The organism is Pseudomonas sp. GW821-FHT09A09 (genome assembly GCF_059418405.1).
This window is the reverse complement of sequence record NZ_JBWKPU010000006.1, coordinates 51,017-66,550: the sequence shown is the minus strand read 5'-3', so window position 1 is coordinate 66,550 and position 15,534 is coordinate 51,017. Positions and strand designations below refer to the sequence as shown.

Sequence of the window (15,534 nt, the reverse complement as noted above, 5' to 3'; positions counted from 1 at the left end):
CCCGATACAAAAAGGTATGTTGTGTGCGAATTTTCCCGCGTCGTCGTGGGATTTCGTCTCCTTGCCAGCCGCTGTCGAGTGCCCTCCATGAAACGCAAAATGCCCGGTCTCAATGCTCTCAAAGCCTTCGAAGTGGCCGGCAGTACCGGCAGCTTTACCCGGGCTGCCGAGCTGTTGAACGTGACCCAGAGCGCGGTCAGTCGCCAGGTACGGCAGTTGGAAGAACAATTGGGCGAGCACCTGCTGGAGCGCCGTCACCACCACTTGGAGCTGACCAGCGCCGGGCGCGTGCTGTTGCGGGCGTTGCACCAGTCTTTCGACAAGATCGAGCTGACGGTGCGCAGCATCCAGCAGAAAACCCACTCCAATCGATTGCACGTGAATGCACCACCGACCTTCACCAGCCGCTGGCTGATGCCGCGCCTGGGGCGTTTGCGCGAGGCCCATCCGGAGCTGGAACTGAGCATCACCACCTGTTTGCAGGACAGCCTGGCCCAGACCAGCACCCTGGATTGCGCCATCCGTTTCGGCAATGGTGAGTGGGATGGCCTGGACAGTTCACTGCTGGTGCAAGAGCGGCATATCGCGGTGTGCGCGCCGTCGTTGTACGCCCGTGAATGCAGTGATGGGGTGGACCTGAATCGCATGACCCTGCTGCACGTGTTGGCCAGCGAGGACCAGCGCTACCTCACCTGGAAACACTGGCTGGACGCGGCGCGCATTCATGGCGTGGACACCCAGGGCGGTTATGAGTTCGACCTGCTGGACCTGGCCATTCGTGCGGCTACCGATGGGTTGGGCATCACCATTGCCGACTGGCACATGGTGGCGGCGGAGTTGGCGTCGGGGCAGTTGACCCAGGTGATGAACGTGCACGTGGAAGGGCACCAGTCCTACTGGCTGGTGACACGCCCGGAGCAAACGGACCTGCCGCAACTACAGGTGTTCAGCCAGTGGTTGCAGGAAGAAATCTGGTTGGCGCAGCGCCAGTTGCAACCGTCCACCGCCGCGAGCGCCTGACCGCCCACAGATCCCTGTAGGAGCCGGCTTGCCGGCGATGCAAGCGCCCAGGTTTTTCAGGTACACCGCGTTGATGCCATCGCAGGCAAGCCAGCTCCCACATTCGACGGCATTTCAAAGGATGGACCCGGCCACCTGTGGGAGTTGTCGAGCCTTGGCGAGGCTGCGAAGGCGGTGGTTCAGGCGACATCACTATTAGCTGTGCCGCCGCTTTCGCAGGCAAGCCAGCTACCACATTCGACGGCATTTCAACGGATGGACCCGGTCACCTGTGGGAGTTGTCGAGCTTTAGCGAGGCTGCGAAGGCGGTGGTTCAGGCGACATCACTATTAGCTGTGCCGCCGCTTTCGCAGGCAAGCCAGCTCCCACATTTGACGGCATTTCAAAGGATGGACCCGGCCACCTGTGGGAGTTGTCGAGCTTTAGCGAGGCTGCGAAGGCGGTGGTTCAGGCGACATCGCTATTGACCGTGCCGCCGCTTTCGCAGGCGAGCGCCTACAGGTTGATCGTGATCTGCGCACACAGCCCGCCACCGGGGCGGTTGCTCAAGGTCAGTGAACCGCCAATGGCCACGGCCAGTTGCTGGGCAATCGCCAGCCCCAACCCGGTGCCGCCGGTGCCGCGGTTGCGTGAGCTTTCTACCCGGTAGAACGGCTGCATCACCTGTTTCAGCTCGTCTTCGGCGATGCCCGGGCCGTTGTCGAGCACCTTGATCGACAACTCGCCACCCGCCGTCGAGCCCACTTCCAGTTGTGCAGAACCGGCGAACTTCAGGGCGTTGTCCACCAGGTTCACCAGCACCCGGCGCAAGGCGTGGGGGCGGGTGTCGAGCACCACGGCGCTCTTGCCGGTGAGGCTGACCTGCTTGTTCATGTCCTGATAGTCGAACACCAAACTGTCGAGAAAGGCGTCTAGGTTGATGCGGTGACTGGCTTCGGTGGCACCGTGCACGCTGCGCGCATAGGCCACGCCTTCACGCACCAGGTGCTCCATTTCCCCGAGGTCGCTCCACAGTTTGTCGCGGTCGACCGAGTCTTCCATGAACTCGGCGCGCAGTTTCATTCGGGTGATCGGGGTTTGCAGGTCATGGGAAATCGCCGCGAGGATCTGCATGCGCTCCTTGAGGTATTCGGCAATGCGCTTTTGCATTTCGTTGAACGCCGCCGCTGCGTGGGCCACTTCGGTGGGGCCTTTTTCGTCCAGTGGCGTGGGGTGGGCGTTGGGGTCGAGGGTTTCCACGGCACGCGCCAGGCGCGTCAACGGGCGGATCGCCAGGCGCACAGCAAACCAGGTGCAGCCCAGCAACAGCGCCAGTTGCAGGATGAGCACCACCGGCAACCAGTAGGCCACGGGCTGGGCGGCGGGGCGCACGTCGAGGGTGATCGGGTTGCCGTCGGCCAGGGTCAGGTGCGCCTGGAAGTGCTTCTGCTTGCCGGGGATGTCACGAAAGGTCAGGGCATAGTGCTCACCCAGCGCATCGCTGATCGAGGTGGCTGCCATGGGTACATCGTCGCTGCGCATCGGCTCGCCGGGCTCACCGGCGTTGAGCAGGTAGCGGTAGTTCTGCCGGTCCAGGCGCGGCAGCCAGCTGGCGCGTTCATTGGCGGGCAGGCGGTCGAGGATCGCCACCGAGGTGGCCACGTCGTTTTCCAGGTTGCCCAGCATCACCGTGCGCGCGCTGATGTAGCGCTCGTAGAACTGCGCGCTGAACGACAACCCGTGGGCGCACAGCAGGCTGATCAGGAAGATCAGCGACAACTGCGACGCCAGGGTACGCGGCCAGCCCCACTTGAAATTCATTGGTCAGCCCCGAGGATTTCCACCGGCAGGGAGAACACATAACCTTCGCTGCGCACGGTCTTGATGTAGGCCGGTTCCCGCGCATCATCCAGCAAGCGCTGGCGCAGGCGGCTCACCAGCAGGTCGATGGAGCGGTCGAACAGGTCGGCGTCGCGGCCTTGGGTGAGGTTGAGCAACTGGTCGCGGTTGAGCACGCGTTGCGGGTGGTCGAGGAACACCCGCAGCAGGCGGTATTCGGCACCGCTCAGGGCCACCAGCGTGTCGTCTTCGTCGAGCAGGTGGCGGGCGGTGGTGTCCAGGCGCCAACGGCCAAAACGGATCAACCGCCCGGTTTCGCTGACCACCAGGTTGGGCGGCAACATCCGCGTACGGCGCAACACGGCGTTGATGCGCGCCAGCAATTCGCGGGCGGCGAAAGGCTTGACCAGGTAATCGTCGGCGCCCATTTCCAGGCCGATGATGCGGTCGGTTTCGTCGTTGCGCGCGGTCAGCATCAGCACCGGCGTAGCCTTGTGTTTGCCCACCCGCAGCTCGCGGCACAGCTGCAAGCCGTCATCGCCGGGCATCATGATGTCGAGCACGATCAGGTCCACGGGGGTGGTGTCGAGGAAGCTGCGCATCTGCCGACCATCGGCGACCACGGTGGTGCGCATACCGTTTTTCTTCAGGTAATTACCCACCAGTTCGCGGATCTCCCGGTCGTCATCGACGATCAGGATGTGATCGACATGATCCATGCTGCCTTCCTCAATAAGTAGTCAATGGTGCGCAGTCTAGCCACTGCCCGAGGCCTTGCCTTGTGCCCTTTGTATTGCAGTGTATCTGGCGTTGGGGAGATACACGACGACGCAAAAAAGCCGATACAGAGGGGGGCATTGGTACCTTTACGCGCTACGGACGCCATCGCTTGCAGGCGCTGGCTTGCCAGCGATGGTGGCCGCAAGATCACCGTTGTGTTCAAGGACGCCATCGCCGGCAAGCCGGCTCCTACGGGATTGATGGTGATATCCAGCCTTACGCTGCCCCCTGTAGGAGCTGGCTTGCCAGCGATGGCGATTTCAATTTCACCACTGAGCTCAGGTGGGCTTTCGCCGATGATCATGTCGGTTATGTGCTAATGAATTTTAAGTATTTCTGGTTATAACCGGTGATGAGTACAGTTGCCCATCATTCTCCATCCTCGCCGCCGGGAAATTGTTCATGAACCGTCCCCACGGGCAGCCCACGCCGATCCTGACTTTGCCCCAGGGCGAAAAAGACCCGTTGTCGATCCGCGCCAAGGCCCTGGTATTTTCCGACCCGCGTTCGCTGCAACTGCTCGACTACCTCAAGCGCGTTGGCCCCAGCGAAGCGCCGGTGTTGATCAATGGCGAGACCGGCACCGGCAAGGAGCTGGTGGCACGCTACATCCACAGCGCCAGCGGGCGTACCGGGGCGTTTGTGCCGGTGAACTGCGGCGCCATCAGCGAAACCCTCGCCGAGAGCGAATTCTTCGGACATGAGGCCGGGGCGTTTTCCGGTGCGGTGGGCCGGCGTGGCGGCTGGTTCGAAGAGGCGGACGGTGGCACGCTGTTCCTCGATGAAATCGGCGACCTGCCGCTGCCCCTGCAGGTGAAGTTGCTGCGGGTGCTGCAGGAGCAGGAAGTGGTGCGCGTAGGCTCGCGCAAGCCGATCAAGATCGATATTCGCCTGGTGACCGCCACCAACATCGACCTGGAACAGGCCGTGGAGGCGGGCAATTTCCGCCTGGACCTGTTCTACCGCATCAACGTCGCCCAGGTGCAGGTGTTGCCCCTGCGCGAACGGCCGCTGGATATCCTGCCGCTGGTGGAACACTTCCGTCGGCTGTACAGCGCCAAGCTGAAGATTGCCGAACCGATGCTGTCTGAATCCGCCACCCAAGCCCTGCTGGATTACCCGTGGCCGGGAAACATCCGCGAGCTGGAAAACGTGGTGCACCTGGCGCTGCTGGTAGCCGGTGACAAGCCGATCATGCCCAGCCATCTCAAGTTTTCCGCCGGCCTCAGCGCGATGCACGCCAGCGTCAACAACGGCGCGCCGCGCATTCCCCAAGAGGTGATTCGCGAGCAATTGTTGCGCTTGTTCGAGGTGCCGGGGGACACGCTGCTGCACGACATCGAAGACCTGATCGTGCGCGAGGCGTTCGGGTTCTGTGGCTTCAACCAATTGCGCACCGCAGATTTGCTGGGGATTACCCGCAATGCCATGCGCACGCTGCTGGTCAACCACGGCATGCTCAAGGGGCGCGCGAAGCCTTGAGCAACAGGGCTTCAAACACCTTTTGCATCGACGGCTCATTGCTGTGGGCCACGTTGAAGCGCATCGAGTCGCGATGGGCCGGGTCATAACCGAACAGCACCCCCGGCGCGAGCACCAGGCCTTGCTTCAAGGCGTCCTGCGCCAACTGCTCGCCGTTCACCCCTCGGGGCAGGCGCGCCCAGATAAACATCCCGCCTTCATACGCCATTGGCAGCTCGCAGCCACAGCGCTTGAGCCATTGCTCGACACGCCCACCGACCTCCAGCAACCGCTGCACCATACGCTTGCGGTGTTTGGCGTAACTGCCTTCGCTGAGCATGCGGTACACGATCTGCTCGAACAGCTCCGACGTAATGCCGCCGCTCATCAGCTTCATGTTGGTCAGGTTGGCCGCCAGTTGCGGTGCGGCCACCACGTAACTCACACGCGCGTTCGCGCTCAGGACCTTGGAGAAACCTGACAGGTAGGTGACCTGGTCGAGTCCGGCGAGGGCGGCCAGGCGCGGGGGAGGGTTGGGGTGCAGGTCGCCGTAGAGGTCATCCTCGATGATGTGGCACTGATACTGCCGGGTCAGTTGCAGCAGGCGAAATGCCTGGCTGGGGCTGAAGGAGTGGCCGGTGGGGTTGTGCAGCACACCGGTGGTCAGGTACAGACTGGGTCGATGCTCGGCCAATAGTTGTTCGAGGGCCGCGAAGTCGAAGCCGTCGGGGCGACGCTCGAGGGTCACCACCTTGACCCCATGCAGGGCCAGGTTGGCGTGGAAGTTGAAATAGCACGGCGCGTCCAGCAACACGGTGTCGCCGGGGCGGGCGAGCAGGCGCATCAGCATGTCCAGGCCCTGCACGGTGTTGGGGGTGGTGATGATCTGTTCCACCGGCACCGACACGCCTTCAGCGTGCAGTTTCTGTTGCAGGGCCTGGCGCAACGGCAGCAGCCCGGCCGGTGTGCCCAGCCCGGCGACGCGCAACGACGGCGCGCGCACCACGCTTCGCATGGCCTGGCGGATGGCTTCGCTGTTGAGCCAGTCTTCCGGCAGGTGGCCGCCCCCGGGGCGCAGTTCGGCGCCGACGGTGGCCAGGGGGCGACGCAACACGCTGAGCAAATCCTGGGGCAGCAGGTCGACCCAGTTCGCGCTGGTCGGGCGCACGGTGTCCATCGCCACAAAGTAGCCACGGCCCTGGCTGGACGTGAGCAGGTTGCGCCCGCGCAGCCGGTCCAACGCCTCGTTGAGGGTGAACTTGCTCACGCCCAAAACCTGAGTCAGCTCACGCACCGACGGCAACTTGCTGCCGGGGGCCCATTCGCCGTTCTGGATGGCCTGGCTGAACGCCTCGACAATCTGCTGCACTTTTGGGGTGCCTGGCGTAAAGGCAATGGCGGATACGAACATAAACCTTCCTTGCGTTTGCCGGTGATTTTACCGGTAAAGTTCGGCCGGATTAGGCCTGACTTTACCTGCCTTGTGCAATGCCGTTTGCCTAGACTGCGCGCTCTCTTCCTCGGGTCCATGGTCATGACAAGCGCGTTAACCCTGTCTTCGTTTCTCTACTTCCTGCTGTTTTGCGCGGCCATGACCTTCAGCCCCGGCCCCATGACCCTGATGTTGTTGAGCCTGGGCCTGCGCGACGGCTTGCGCAGTTCGATCCCGGCGCAGATCGGGGCGAGCGTGTCGTACCTGATTTCGATCCTGATCTTTGCCGTGGGCTTTTCCGAGTTGATCCGCGGCTACCCGGTGATCACCCAGGTCATCCAGGTGGTGGGCGTGGCGTACATCCTGCACCTGGCTTACAAACAGTGGACCAGCGGCGGCATCGCGATCGACCGGATCGGCCATGTGGAGGCGGCGCGCAGCCGGTTCGGCAAAGGGCTGCTGACCGGCTTCTCCAATCCCAAGACCCTGATCATGTTCAGCGCGGTGTTCCCCCAGTTCGCCGGGAGCGGGGGGCACAGTTCAATGGTCGACATTGCCATCCTCGGGCTGACGTTCCTGGTGCTGCAGTTCATCAGCGGTTGCCTGTACTGCTATTTCGGCCAGCGCATCAAGCATGTGCTGGAAAACCCCCAGCGGCAGAAAATGCTGCAACGGGCGACAGCCGTGCTGCTGGTGGGCGTGGCGCTGATGCTGGCTCGCGGTTTGACGCATTGATCGGGCTTATGAGCGGTAGTGGCGATTTGACGCCCCCCTGATAGACTCCAGGCATTCATCAAGGATCACACCCTCACCATGACGGCTGCCGGAGGAAATGGACTTCCGCTCGCTTCACGGTTGTACAAGTCGCGCACACTGGGGCTGACGCTCGGTTTTGTGTGCGTGGCGTTTGGCATGTACCCGTTGCATCCGCCCACCTGGGTCTGGGTGTGGATGGTGATCAACGCGTTTGTCTGGCCACACCTGGCGTTCCGCCTGTCGCTGCGCGCTGCCCATGCGTTGCGCAGCGAGCGTCGCAACTTGCTGTTCGATTCGTTCTGCGGCGGGTTCTGGGTGGGGGCGATGCACTTCAACCCGCTGCCCAGCGTGACGACCCTGTCGATGATGACCATGAACAACGTCGCCATCGGCGGGCCGCGCTTCATGCTTGCCGGGTGGGTGGCACAGGCGTTGGGGATGGGTACATCGTTGCTGCTCTTTGCCCCGGCTTTCATCGCCGTCACCACTTCGGCACAGCTCTATGCGTGCCTGCCGATCCTGATGGTGTATCCCCTGGCGCTGGGTTGGATCTGCTACCGCCAGGCGGTGACCCTGGCCCGGCACAAACGCGAGTTGCTGGCCCTGAGCCGTACCGACAGCCTGTCCGGCCTGCTCAACCACGGCGCGTGGAAAGACCATCTGGAAATCGAATTCCAGCGTTGCCGACGCGGCCCGGCGGGCGCTGCGATTGCCTTGATCGACATCGACCACTTCAAGGTCATCAACGACACCTACGGCCACGTGACCGGCGACATCGTGCTGCGCCAGCTCAGTAAGGTATTGCGCCAGAACCTGCGCGCCACCGACCTGGCCGGGCGTTATGGCGGTGATGAATTTTGCGTGATCCTGCCGGACATGCCGCTCAACCGCGCCACCGAAGTGATGGACGCCTTGCGTGATCGCTTCAACGCGTTGGCCTATGCGCAGGACCCGACGTTGCGCGTGAGTTTGAGCATCGGCCTGGCGCCCTACCAGGCGGACCACGCCGATTCCACCAGTTGGCTCAACGATGCCGACCAGGCGTTGTACGAAGCCAAGAGCAGCGGGCGCAACCGGGTCAGTTCGGTACAGGGAAGTTGGTTACGCTCGGTTTAGTGGGGTAGGGTGTTGCGGCACCTCATCACAAAAACAAGGATCGGTTCATGCTCTTCACCTTCTCCCGTACCCTGCTGGCCGCCACCCTGGCGTTGTCCTTTGCCGTGCCAGCCTACAGCGCCGAACCCCACAAACAGATCCAGGCACAGGCCGAGCAGTACAAGCCCGACGCCCTGAAACTGCTGGAGCGTTTGGTGAATATCGATTCCGGTTCTGGCTACGAGCCAGGCCTGACCCAAGTGCGTGACATTGCCGTCGACGAGCTGAAGCAACTGGGTTTTTCCATTGAGCTGGTGCCGGACAAAGCGGCCAACAACAGCCATGTGATCGCCACGCTCAAGGGCACCGGCAAAGCCAAGATCCTGCTCATGGCCCACATGGACACCGTGTTCAAGGAAGGATCCGCCGCCGAGCGCCCGTTCCACATCAAGGACGGTCGCGCCTATGGGCCGGGCGTGATGGATGACAAGGGCGGCATCGTCGCCGGCATCTACGCGCTCAAAGTGCTCAAGGATCAAGGCTTCAAGGACTACGCTCAGATCACCTTCCTGCTCGACGCCAGCGAAGAAACCGGTTCTGACACCGCCTCCGACCTCATCCGCAAAACCGCCAAGGGCCACGACGTGACCCTCAACCTGGAACCCGGCCGCCCAGCCGATGGTTTGGTCGTGTGGCGCAAAGGCAGCGCGACCGCCGTGGTCGAAGTCAAAGGCAAGGCCGCTCACGCCGGCGTCGCGCCAGAGCTGGGCCGTAACGCCGCAATGGAAGCTGCCCATCAGATACTGCAACTGGGCAAGCTCGGGGATGAAGAGAAGAAAACCACCATCAACTTTACCGTGCTCAAGGCGGGCGACCGGGTCAACGTGATCCCTGATCAAGCCACTGCCAAGGCCGACGTGCGCGCGGCGTTGCCGGAAGAGTTCGACCGTATCGAGAAAGACCTAGCGCGGGTATCGGCCAACAAGCTGATCCCGGAAACCGAAGTGAAGACGTCGTTGCAGCGCGGCCTGCCGCCGATGCCACAGACGCCGGAGTCGGACAAGCTGGTGGCGATTGCCCAGGGGATTTATGGCGAGTTGGGCAAGAAACTCACGGTTGAAGGCAGCGGCGGCGCGGCGGATGCTAGCCTGTCGGCCGGGGTCGGGACGCCGACGTTGGACGGGTTTGGGATTGTGGGTGGCAACATCCATACGCCGGAGGAATACGCGGAAGTGGAAAGCGTAGCGCCGCGTATCTACCTGCTGAGCCGGATGATCATGGAACTGAGCAAACGCTAGTCCTTGTAGTGAGCAGGCTTGCCCTGCGCTGGGTTGCGAAGCAGCCCTAATCCATCCGACGCGAATCTGTCTGAAGAAATGCGGCGTCTGGGTTGGGGCTGCTTTGCGGCCCGGCGCGAGCAAGCTCGCTCACTACAGGGGGTGTGGATTACGTTTGCTGGTATGGGGGTTACCACGTTGATGGGTCTTCAAGACTGGCTTTTTGGAGGTCGTCTTTCCAGACCTCATTGGCGAGTCGGTAGATGTCGGCGAAGAAGCCTCGGGGGTCGATGATTTCGGTTTCGTCCCATGCCATGGTTGTGTGTTCATCGTAGTTGCTCTCGAACTCTTTAGAGAAAATATAGTCTGGACTATTTAGTGCGTCTTTAAGCAAGGAGATCAGGACGTATCTATGTCTGTAGGATAGGTATAACAGCTCTTTTAAAATAAACTCTCTAATTATTATTTTCCGCTGTTCAGCATTGTTAGGGTCGTACTTCCATAGGGCCGCGCCTTTGGTTTCTTCAAGGTCGTATATCGATAGCGCCCCTAATACGTGCGAAATTCTGGGGATGTATGGAGCTTTCATGAAGGGGCATTTCAGCATTGGATGCTCACGTGGGAAAGTGGCAAGTGATCGAGTCAGGATGTTTATTTAATGCTTGAAAGATTTAATGTTTTTATTTTATTGTCCCTGATTGAATTTTTGCCTCGCTGCTGTAGCGCTTGAGGCTTTCAAGCAGTACTTTCATGAATTGTCTTTTGTCCGTTATTTCATCTTCAAAGTATGTGTCGAACAGATAAAATACGGCCTCAAAGTCATCGCCTTTTGAAAGGTATAGTTCAATGGTATCTATAAACCAAATCTGTTCATCCTCTCTGTATGAGAGGAATTCCGGCTTTGTTAAAATATTGAAAAGCTCTGAGAGCTCAGTCTCACTGTTGACGTTTTTTGAAACTATGATTTCTTCTCGCTCTAAATTTTTGTTGTTTTCCGTGCAATATGTGAACAAAAGGCCTTTGAGTATTTCGAGATTTGGTTTGTTTTTCATTTGTCAAATTCTGCATACGCTGTAATTGGGTGTCCGTCGCTATTTAAGTGTACGGTGGCCTTGGCTTGTCTTCCATATTCTAATCCGTCTCTCTTATAACCTTCGCCGATAATTTTCCCCATGTCCATTGGTATCGGAGCCTGCGCTCGGCCATTTAGTTTAAATATCAAAATTGCCCGTTCAATTGCATTAAATTGATCTCTGTGGCTAAGGAAGTGCGTGGCAGCACTTGGCGGTCTTGGCAGGCCCGCTCTCCTTCCTGTATCGAAAATCTCGATTTCGCCGGTTGTCGGGTTTTTAGCCGTTATTACGCGCTCAAGCTGGGATTCTAATGATGTTTGAGCTCCATGTTTTTCCAAGAAGTGTGCATCAGGTATGGCCTTTTCAAGCTCGTCTAGACGCCTATAGGCGTTAGCCTCAGCAAGCTCATCAATTCTTGCCTGTCGCTGCGCACGCGTCAGTTGCGGTAGCGCAGGTTCTCCGTGATTAACACTTTCCGTGGGAGATGGATTTGTGGTGCTTGGCTTGCAGCCATCGCCTCCAGGACATGTGCTTAAACCTAACGGATCTACCCACCCCGTAGGATTCGGCACGTACTGATAGGCATTGATCCCACCCGCCAACTTCACCGGGTCCGGCGTCAGGTAACGACCAATATCCGGATTGTAGTAGCGATGGCGGTTGTAGTGCAGCCCGCTTTCCTGATCGAAGTACTGGCCTTGGAAACGCAGTGGATTGTCGACTTTTCCGACGTCGAGGCGGCTGATTTCGCCGTAGGCGCGGTAGTGGGCGGACCAGACGATTTCGCCGGTGGGGGCGGTGAGTTCTTGCGGGGTGCCCAGATGATCGAGTTGGTAGTGGTAGGGCTTGGTTTGTTTGGGGCCGAAGCCTTCCAGTAAAGCCAAGGGCCGGAAGCTACCGGGTTCGTAGAGGTAGCTGCGGTGCCGGTCCTTGTGGTGCTCGGCGACCAGCTTGTCGCCTTGCCAAAAGAACTCGGTCGTTATCGCATCAACGGTTTTGCTGATACGCCGCCCAAACGGATCATAGCGATAGCTAGCAGTCTGTCCGTTGGGTTGTGTGATACCGATCAGCCGATGCTGGCAGTCGTAACGGTACTCGGTGACCAGTGCGTGCCCACGGCCCCGACGTTCACGGATCAAGTTACCAAAAGCGTCATAGTCGTAATGCCTATCCCCCTGAATCATCAACCGATTGCCCGCGACGATGTCCGGGCCGGGGCGGTTTTGCATGAGCAGGTTGCCGGCCGGGTCGTGGGCGAAGCGTTCTTGCAAGTCCTGGGAGTGGTCGGCGCGGGTGAGGCGGTTCAGTGGGTCGTAGGTGTAGTCGTGCCGGCCTTTGCGGGTGTCGAGCAGGCGGGTGAGGTTGCTGGACTTGTCGTAGGTGTAGTGGCGTGCGTAGAGGTGGTGTTCCTGCTGGGTGACGGTGTGGGCATGCAGGCGTTGTTGGTCGTCGTAGTGGTAGTGGCTGAGCAGTTGGCCTTGTTGGCGTTGGTGTTCCTGGCCGGCGTTGAACAGGTGGGAGGTGAGGACTTCGCCATTGAGTTCGACGGTGGCGAGGTGACCGCCCTTGGCATGATTAAAAACAAGACGGTTGTTGTCGGGCAGGCGCAGGTGCTGGAGTTGGCCGCAGGCGTCGTAGCCGTAGCGCAAGGTGCCCCATCCCTGGTGTTCGGCGGTGAGGCGGTTTTGGTTGTCGTACTCGTAGGCTAAAGCCCAGTGACCGTCCTCGACACCGAGGAGGTTGCCTTGGCGGTCGTAGGTGTAGTCGACGGTTTTGCCGTCGGGGAGGGTTTTTCTTACGAGGCGGCCAGCAGGATCGCGCTGGTATTTAGTAACCAGCTGACTGCCGTCGTCGCCGTGTTCGGTCTTTTCCTGCAGATTGCCGTTGAGGTCGTAGACGTAGGCCGTGCGCTGTCCATCGAACCCAACTTCCTGCTGGATCAAGCCGTTTAGGTGGTAATCGAGTTTGTAGGTCTCGCCAACCTCGTTTTCGATCTCAGTCAGCAATAACCGCGCATTGTCGTAGCGATACTTGACCTGGGTGCCATCCGCATTGATGCGACGACTGATCAGGTGCAACCCATCCGCATACTCGTAGCGGGTAACGCGGCCTAACTCATCCCGCTCAGACGTGATTTTTCCATAAGGGTTGTAGCTGTATTCCCTAAAAGAGCCCCCCGGCAACACCACCCGAACCAACCGCCCCACGCTGTCCCACTGATACTCGGTCAGCGCGCCATGTTCATCCTCCCGCGCCACCTGGCGGCCAAGGTCGTCATAGCGATAACGCTTGATCCCACCCTCCGGCAGATGCTCCTCAAGCAACTGCCCCCGCTCATTCCACACCAGCCGCAGACAACTGTTATCCGGGAACCAAACCCTCGTCAGCTGCCCATATTTGTTGTAGCTGTAGTTGGTGCTGTGGCCCTCAGGATCAATCCTGCGGGTGATATCGCCCCTGTCATTTCGCTCATATTTCCAGACCGCCTGACCGCGCCTTACAACCCGTACGAACCCATTGTCATGCTCGTAGGAGGTCGGCTCATCGTCCCCCGGAAACAGCGCCACCAAACGTCCAGCGTCGTCGTACTGATAGGCCGTGATCGCGCCCAGTGGGTCCTGCTCAACCGTCAGCCGGCCTTTGTCATCGTAGGATTTGAAGTGCTCGGCACCGTCCGGATCAACACGCTGCACCAGCCGCGCACGCCCGTCATGCACATAGACTTCCTGGCTGCCATCGGCGTTAAACACCGTGACCTGGCCGTTGTCATCCCAGGCATAGCGCGTGTCCATCTGCGAAAAGCTGGCCCAGTGCCGGACACAGCGCGCCGCCTTGCCAGACCGTTCCCACTCCCAGAAGAAACTTGCCCCACCGGCCAACTGGCGTTCGAGAATGACGTGCTGGTCGTCGTAGCGATAAACCTCGCTTTCACCGACAGCGTTAGTCGCACACACAAGTCGGCCAAGCTCGTCATAGGCGTAGGAAACGACGGTGTACTCGGTAACCCAGACAAACTCACCCGGCCCTTCAGCCCGATGAATCTGGTAGTCCACGCCAACAATGCGGCCCGACGAATAACGCAAAAACAGCGACCGCCCGACGCCGTTATCCACCCGCTCAATACGCCCCCTGAAATCTCGGGAGATACGCAGCCGGTTGTCATACGCATCGCTGATCGCCGTCAGAAAACCATTAACGAAATGGTAGAAACGCGAGCCTTGCGCCAGCACCAATTCATCGGGCGACGCCCCCAAATAAATCGCTGCTTCGGCCAAGCTATTGGTGATCGCAGGGCGCGATGCAGTGGGCAGCGGAAACTCAGTCGAACGGTTCTCATGATCCGTCCACACCACTGACTCACCGGAAACATCCAGCCGATGCGCCAGCGCATGGCTCCAGCCAAACCCCAACCCGCAATCCACTTCCACGGCGCTGGTGCGATACAGCCGGGCCCACTCAAACGGCAGCATCCCATCGAGCGTGCCGTCGGTAAGGGTGAGCAACTCCTCGCCGGTGACCATCGACACCGGACAGCCGTTCTTGCACGTAGTCGCCGAACAGGTTGCCGCATCGCCGTTCTGGTTCTTCCCCGACGCAGGCACATCATCCACATGCTCTTTCTGCGTCAGCACCGCGTTCTGCCGTGCCCGCCAGCGCATCTGCATCGTGCCTTGCTTCAACCCGCCGACCACGCCGCGAACCGCCACGGCCTTGTAGCGATCCACCGCCTGCATGAACTTCGTCAGAATCGCCAAAAGGCTCTTAACAAAACCCACCGCCGCATCAAGGATCTGCGCACCGTACTTGACCAGGCGCAACCCCAGGTAAGCCACGCCCGCCGCGGGTAATGCGATGGTCAACACCGCGCCAATCACCAGGTCAATCAGCAACGACACCGCCAACCCGGCCGCCTTCTCGGCCATCTCGCCGGGTGGCAGCGCGTTGAGCCAGAGCATCGCCGTGCGCAGCATCAGGTACAGCGCCGCCTCGTCACTGGCCAGCAACATGGCCTGTTCCATGACTTTGGGCGTGTCGGTGGCCAATTGCGCCAACTTGGCAGCCTGATCACCGAGTTGCTCGCCGAACTTCAACGGGTCTTCAAGAATCGCCTGGACCAGCTTGATGCTGTCCCACACCTCTTTGATCGCCGCCCAACTGCCAGCCAAAACACCGTTGCCAATGGCGCTGGCGGTCGAGCGCTCCCAGTGCGGCTTAAACCCGGACCATTGCGATCGCAGCCACTGTTCCAGGTCAGCCGTCAGCCCGGCGTAGGAGGCAAACAGCGCATCCATCTGTTCCTCGGAAACGCCCCCTTGCACCCGCACCTGATAGCGCTTGCCCGCCGCGCAGTGGTGCGAGCCTTTGCCGTGCTCATCGAGCATGACCACGGTGGAGGTGCCGTCATCGAGCCCAATCACCTCAACCGGGATGTTGCCGATCGGCACGTCATACACCGATTCAAACAGGCTCTCGATGTTCAGCTCGCCGCCCAGCGAGCAGTGGGTGACGGTCGAAAAATCGGCATCGGACACACTCACCGAGATCTGCGAATCACCCACCCGCAACACCCGCTCCATGTCCAGCAACGAAGGCAAGTCAGCGGCATGGCTGGCTGAATCCAACGCCTGCGCGTACCAGGCGCCCATCTGCTGGCGATACTCCGCCAGGCTCTGATGGAAGCCATCCAGCTCGTGTTCGATAAACGCTATGTGGGAGTCGTTGGTCATGCGCGACGCCTCCCGATGAGAGAGGCGTGTGAGACAGCCCCGGCAATCAGGGCGCTAACAAGATAATCCATCTGCAATCCTTCGCACTGTGTGAT

The 15,534-nt window shown here is 60.2% G+C and carries 11 protein-coding genes; 5 read left to right on the top strand and 6 right to left on the bottom strand.

From position 1 onward, the window contains the following. Nucleotides 1-87 precede the first annotated feature (87 nt). On the top strand, nt 88-1,020 hold the full coding sequence (locus AC07OV_RS06945; RefSeq protein ID WP_176997494.1) for a LysR substrate-binding domain-containing protein: 933 nt from the start codon (nt 88-90) through the stop codon (nt 1,018-1,020). Between the two features lie 495 nt (nt 1,021-1,515). Here the strand turns inward: AC07OV_RS06945 and AC07OV_RS06940 are convergent, their stop codons facing one another. Both AC07OV_RS06940 and AC07OV_RS06935 read right to left on the bottom strand, forming a co-directional pair. Continuing rightward, complete coding sequence (locus AC07OV_RS06940) at nt 1,516-2,820, bottom strand: ATP-binding protein (RefSeq protein ID WP_494997084.1); 1,305 nt, start codon at nt 2,818-2,820, stop codon at nt 1,516-1,518. After that, on the bottom strand, nt 2,817-3,557 hold the full coding sequence (locus tag AC07OV_RS06935; protein WP_176997492.1) for a response regulator: 741 nt from the start codon (nt 3,555-3,557) through the stop codon (nt 2,817-2,819). Before AC07OV_RS06935 ends, AC07OV_RS06940 begins: the two co-directional genes overlap by 4 nt. 463 nt (nt 3,558-4,020) lie before the next feature. Between AC07OV_RS06935 and AC07OV_RS06930 the strand changes: the two genes are divergently transcribed. Further along, nucleotides 4,021-5,100 (top strand): sigma-54 interaction domain-containing protein, encoded by a 1,080-nt coding sequence (locus AC07OV_RS06930; protein WP_495091881.1) that lies wholly within the window; start codon nt 4,021-4,023, stop codon nt 5,098-5,100. On the opposite strand, the gene AC07OV_RS06925 is transcribed toward AC07OV_RS06930, so the two are convergent. Next, nucleotides 5,078-6,490: an aminotransferase-like domain-containing protein gene (locus AC07OV_RS06925; protein ID WP_495091880.1), complete on the bottom strand. Its 1,413-nt coding sequence runs from the start codon at nt 6,488-6,490 to the stop codon at nt 5,078-5,080. The genes AC07OV_RS06930 and AC07OV_RS06925 overlap by 23 nt on opposite strands. A gap of 123 nt (nt 6,491-6,613) precedes the next feature. Here AC07OV_RS06925 and AC07OV_RS06920 point away from each other — a divergent pair, with 123 nt between their 5' ends. The 3 genes from AC07OV_RS06920 (at nt 6,614) to AC07OV_RS06910 (ending at nt 9,660) form a co-directional block, all read left to right on the top strand. Next, entirely contained in the window at nt 6,614-7,246 is a 633-nt protein-coding gene (locus AC07OV_RS06920) for a LysE family translocator (protein WP_495091879.1), read from the top strand. Between the two features lie 78 nt (nt 7,247-7,324). Beyond that, on the top strand, nt 7,325-8,383 hold the full coding sequence (locus tag AC07OV_RS06915; protein WP_495091878.1) for a diguanylate cyclase: 1,059 nt from the start codon (nt 7,325-7,327) through the stop codon (nt 8,381-8,383). Between the two features lie 47 nt (nt 8,384-8,430). After that, entirely contained in the window at nt 8,431-9,660 is a 1,230-nt protein-coding gene (locus tag AC07OV_RS06910) for a M20/M25/M40 family metallo-hydrolase (protein WP_178923523.1), read from the top strand. Between the two features lie 169 nt (nt 9,661-9,829). Here the strand turns inward: AC07OV_RS06910 and AC07OV_RS06905 are convergent, their stop codons facing one another. From AC07OV_RS06905 to AC07OV_RS06895, 3 genes are all read right to left on the bottom strand, one after another. Next, the gene (locus AC07OV_RS06905) at nt 9,830-10,228 is read right to left on the bottom strand and encodes a hypothetical protein (RefSeq protein ID WP_371319368.1); all 399 of its coding nucleotides are present in this window, start codon (nt 10,226-10,228) and stop codon (nt 9,830-9,832) included. A gap of 91 nt (nt 10,229-10,319) precedes the next feature. Then, entirely contained in the window at nt 10,320-10,691 is a 372-nt protein-coding gene (locus AC07OV_RS06900) for a hypothetical protein (protein WP_176997485.1), read from the bottom strand. After that, the gene (locus AC07OV_RS06895) at nt 10,688-15,439 is read right to left on the bottom strand and encodes an RHS repeat-associated core domain-containing protein (protein ID WP_495091877.1); all 4,752 of its coding nucleotides are present in this window, start codon (nt 15,437-15,439) and stop codon (nt 10,688-10,690) included. The genes AC07OV_RS06900 and AC07OV_RS06895 overlap by 4 nt, the downstream gene beginning before the upstream one ends. Nucleotides 15,440-15,534 lie beyond the last annotated feature (95 nt).

Bases quoted from the DNA above. Each gene is read 5' to 3' on its own strand.
- AC07OV_RS06915 (WP_495091878.1), top strand. From the start codon at position 7,325: ATGACGGCTGCCGGAGGAAATGGACTTCCGCTCGCTTCACGGTTGTAC.
- AC07OV_RS06945 (WP_176997494.1), top strand. From the start codon at position 88: ATGAAACGCAAAATGCCCGGTCTCAATGCTCTCAAAGCCTTCGAAGTG.
- AC07OV_RS06935 (WP_176997492.1), bottom strand. From the start codon at position 3,557: ATGGATCATGTCGATCACATCCTGATCGTCGATGACGACCGGGAGATC.
- AC07OV_RS06900 (WP_176997485.1), bottom strand. From the start codon at position 10,691: ATGAAAAACAAACCAAATCTCGAAATACTCAAAGGCCTTTTGTTCACA.
- AC07OV_RS06930 (WP_495091881.1), top strand. From the start codon at position 4,021: ATGAACCGTCCCCACGGGCAGCCCACGCCGATCCTGACTTTGCCCCAG.
- AC07OV_RS06895 (WP_495091877.1), bottom strand. From the start codon at position 15,439: ATGACCAACGACTCCCACATAGCGTTTATCGAACACGAGCTGGATGGC.
- AC07OV_RS06940 (WP_494997084.1), bottom strand. From the start codon at position 2,820: ATGAATTTCAAGTGGGGCTGGCCGCGTACCCTGGCGTCGCAGTTGTCG.
- AC07OV_RS06925 (WP_495091880.1), bottom strand. From the start codon at position 6,490: ATGTTCGTATCCGCCATTGCCTTTACGCCAGGCACCCCAAAAGTGCAG.
- AC07OV_RS06920 (WP_495091879.1), top strand. From the start codon at position 6,614: ATGACAAGCGCGTTAACCCTGTCTTCGTTTCTCTACTTCCTGCTGTTT.
- AC07OV_RS06910 (WP_178923523.1), top strand. From the start codon at position 8,431: ATGCTCTTCACCTTCTCCCGTACCCTGCTGGCCGCCACCCTGGCGTTG.
- AC07OV_RS06905 (WP_371319368.1), bottom strand. From the start codon at position 10,228: ATGAAAGCTCCATACATCCCCAGAATTTCGCACGTATTAGGGGCGCTA.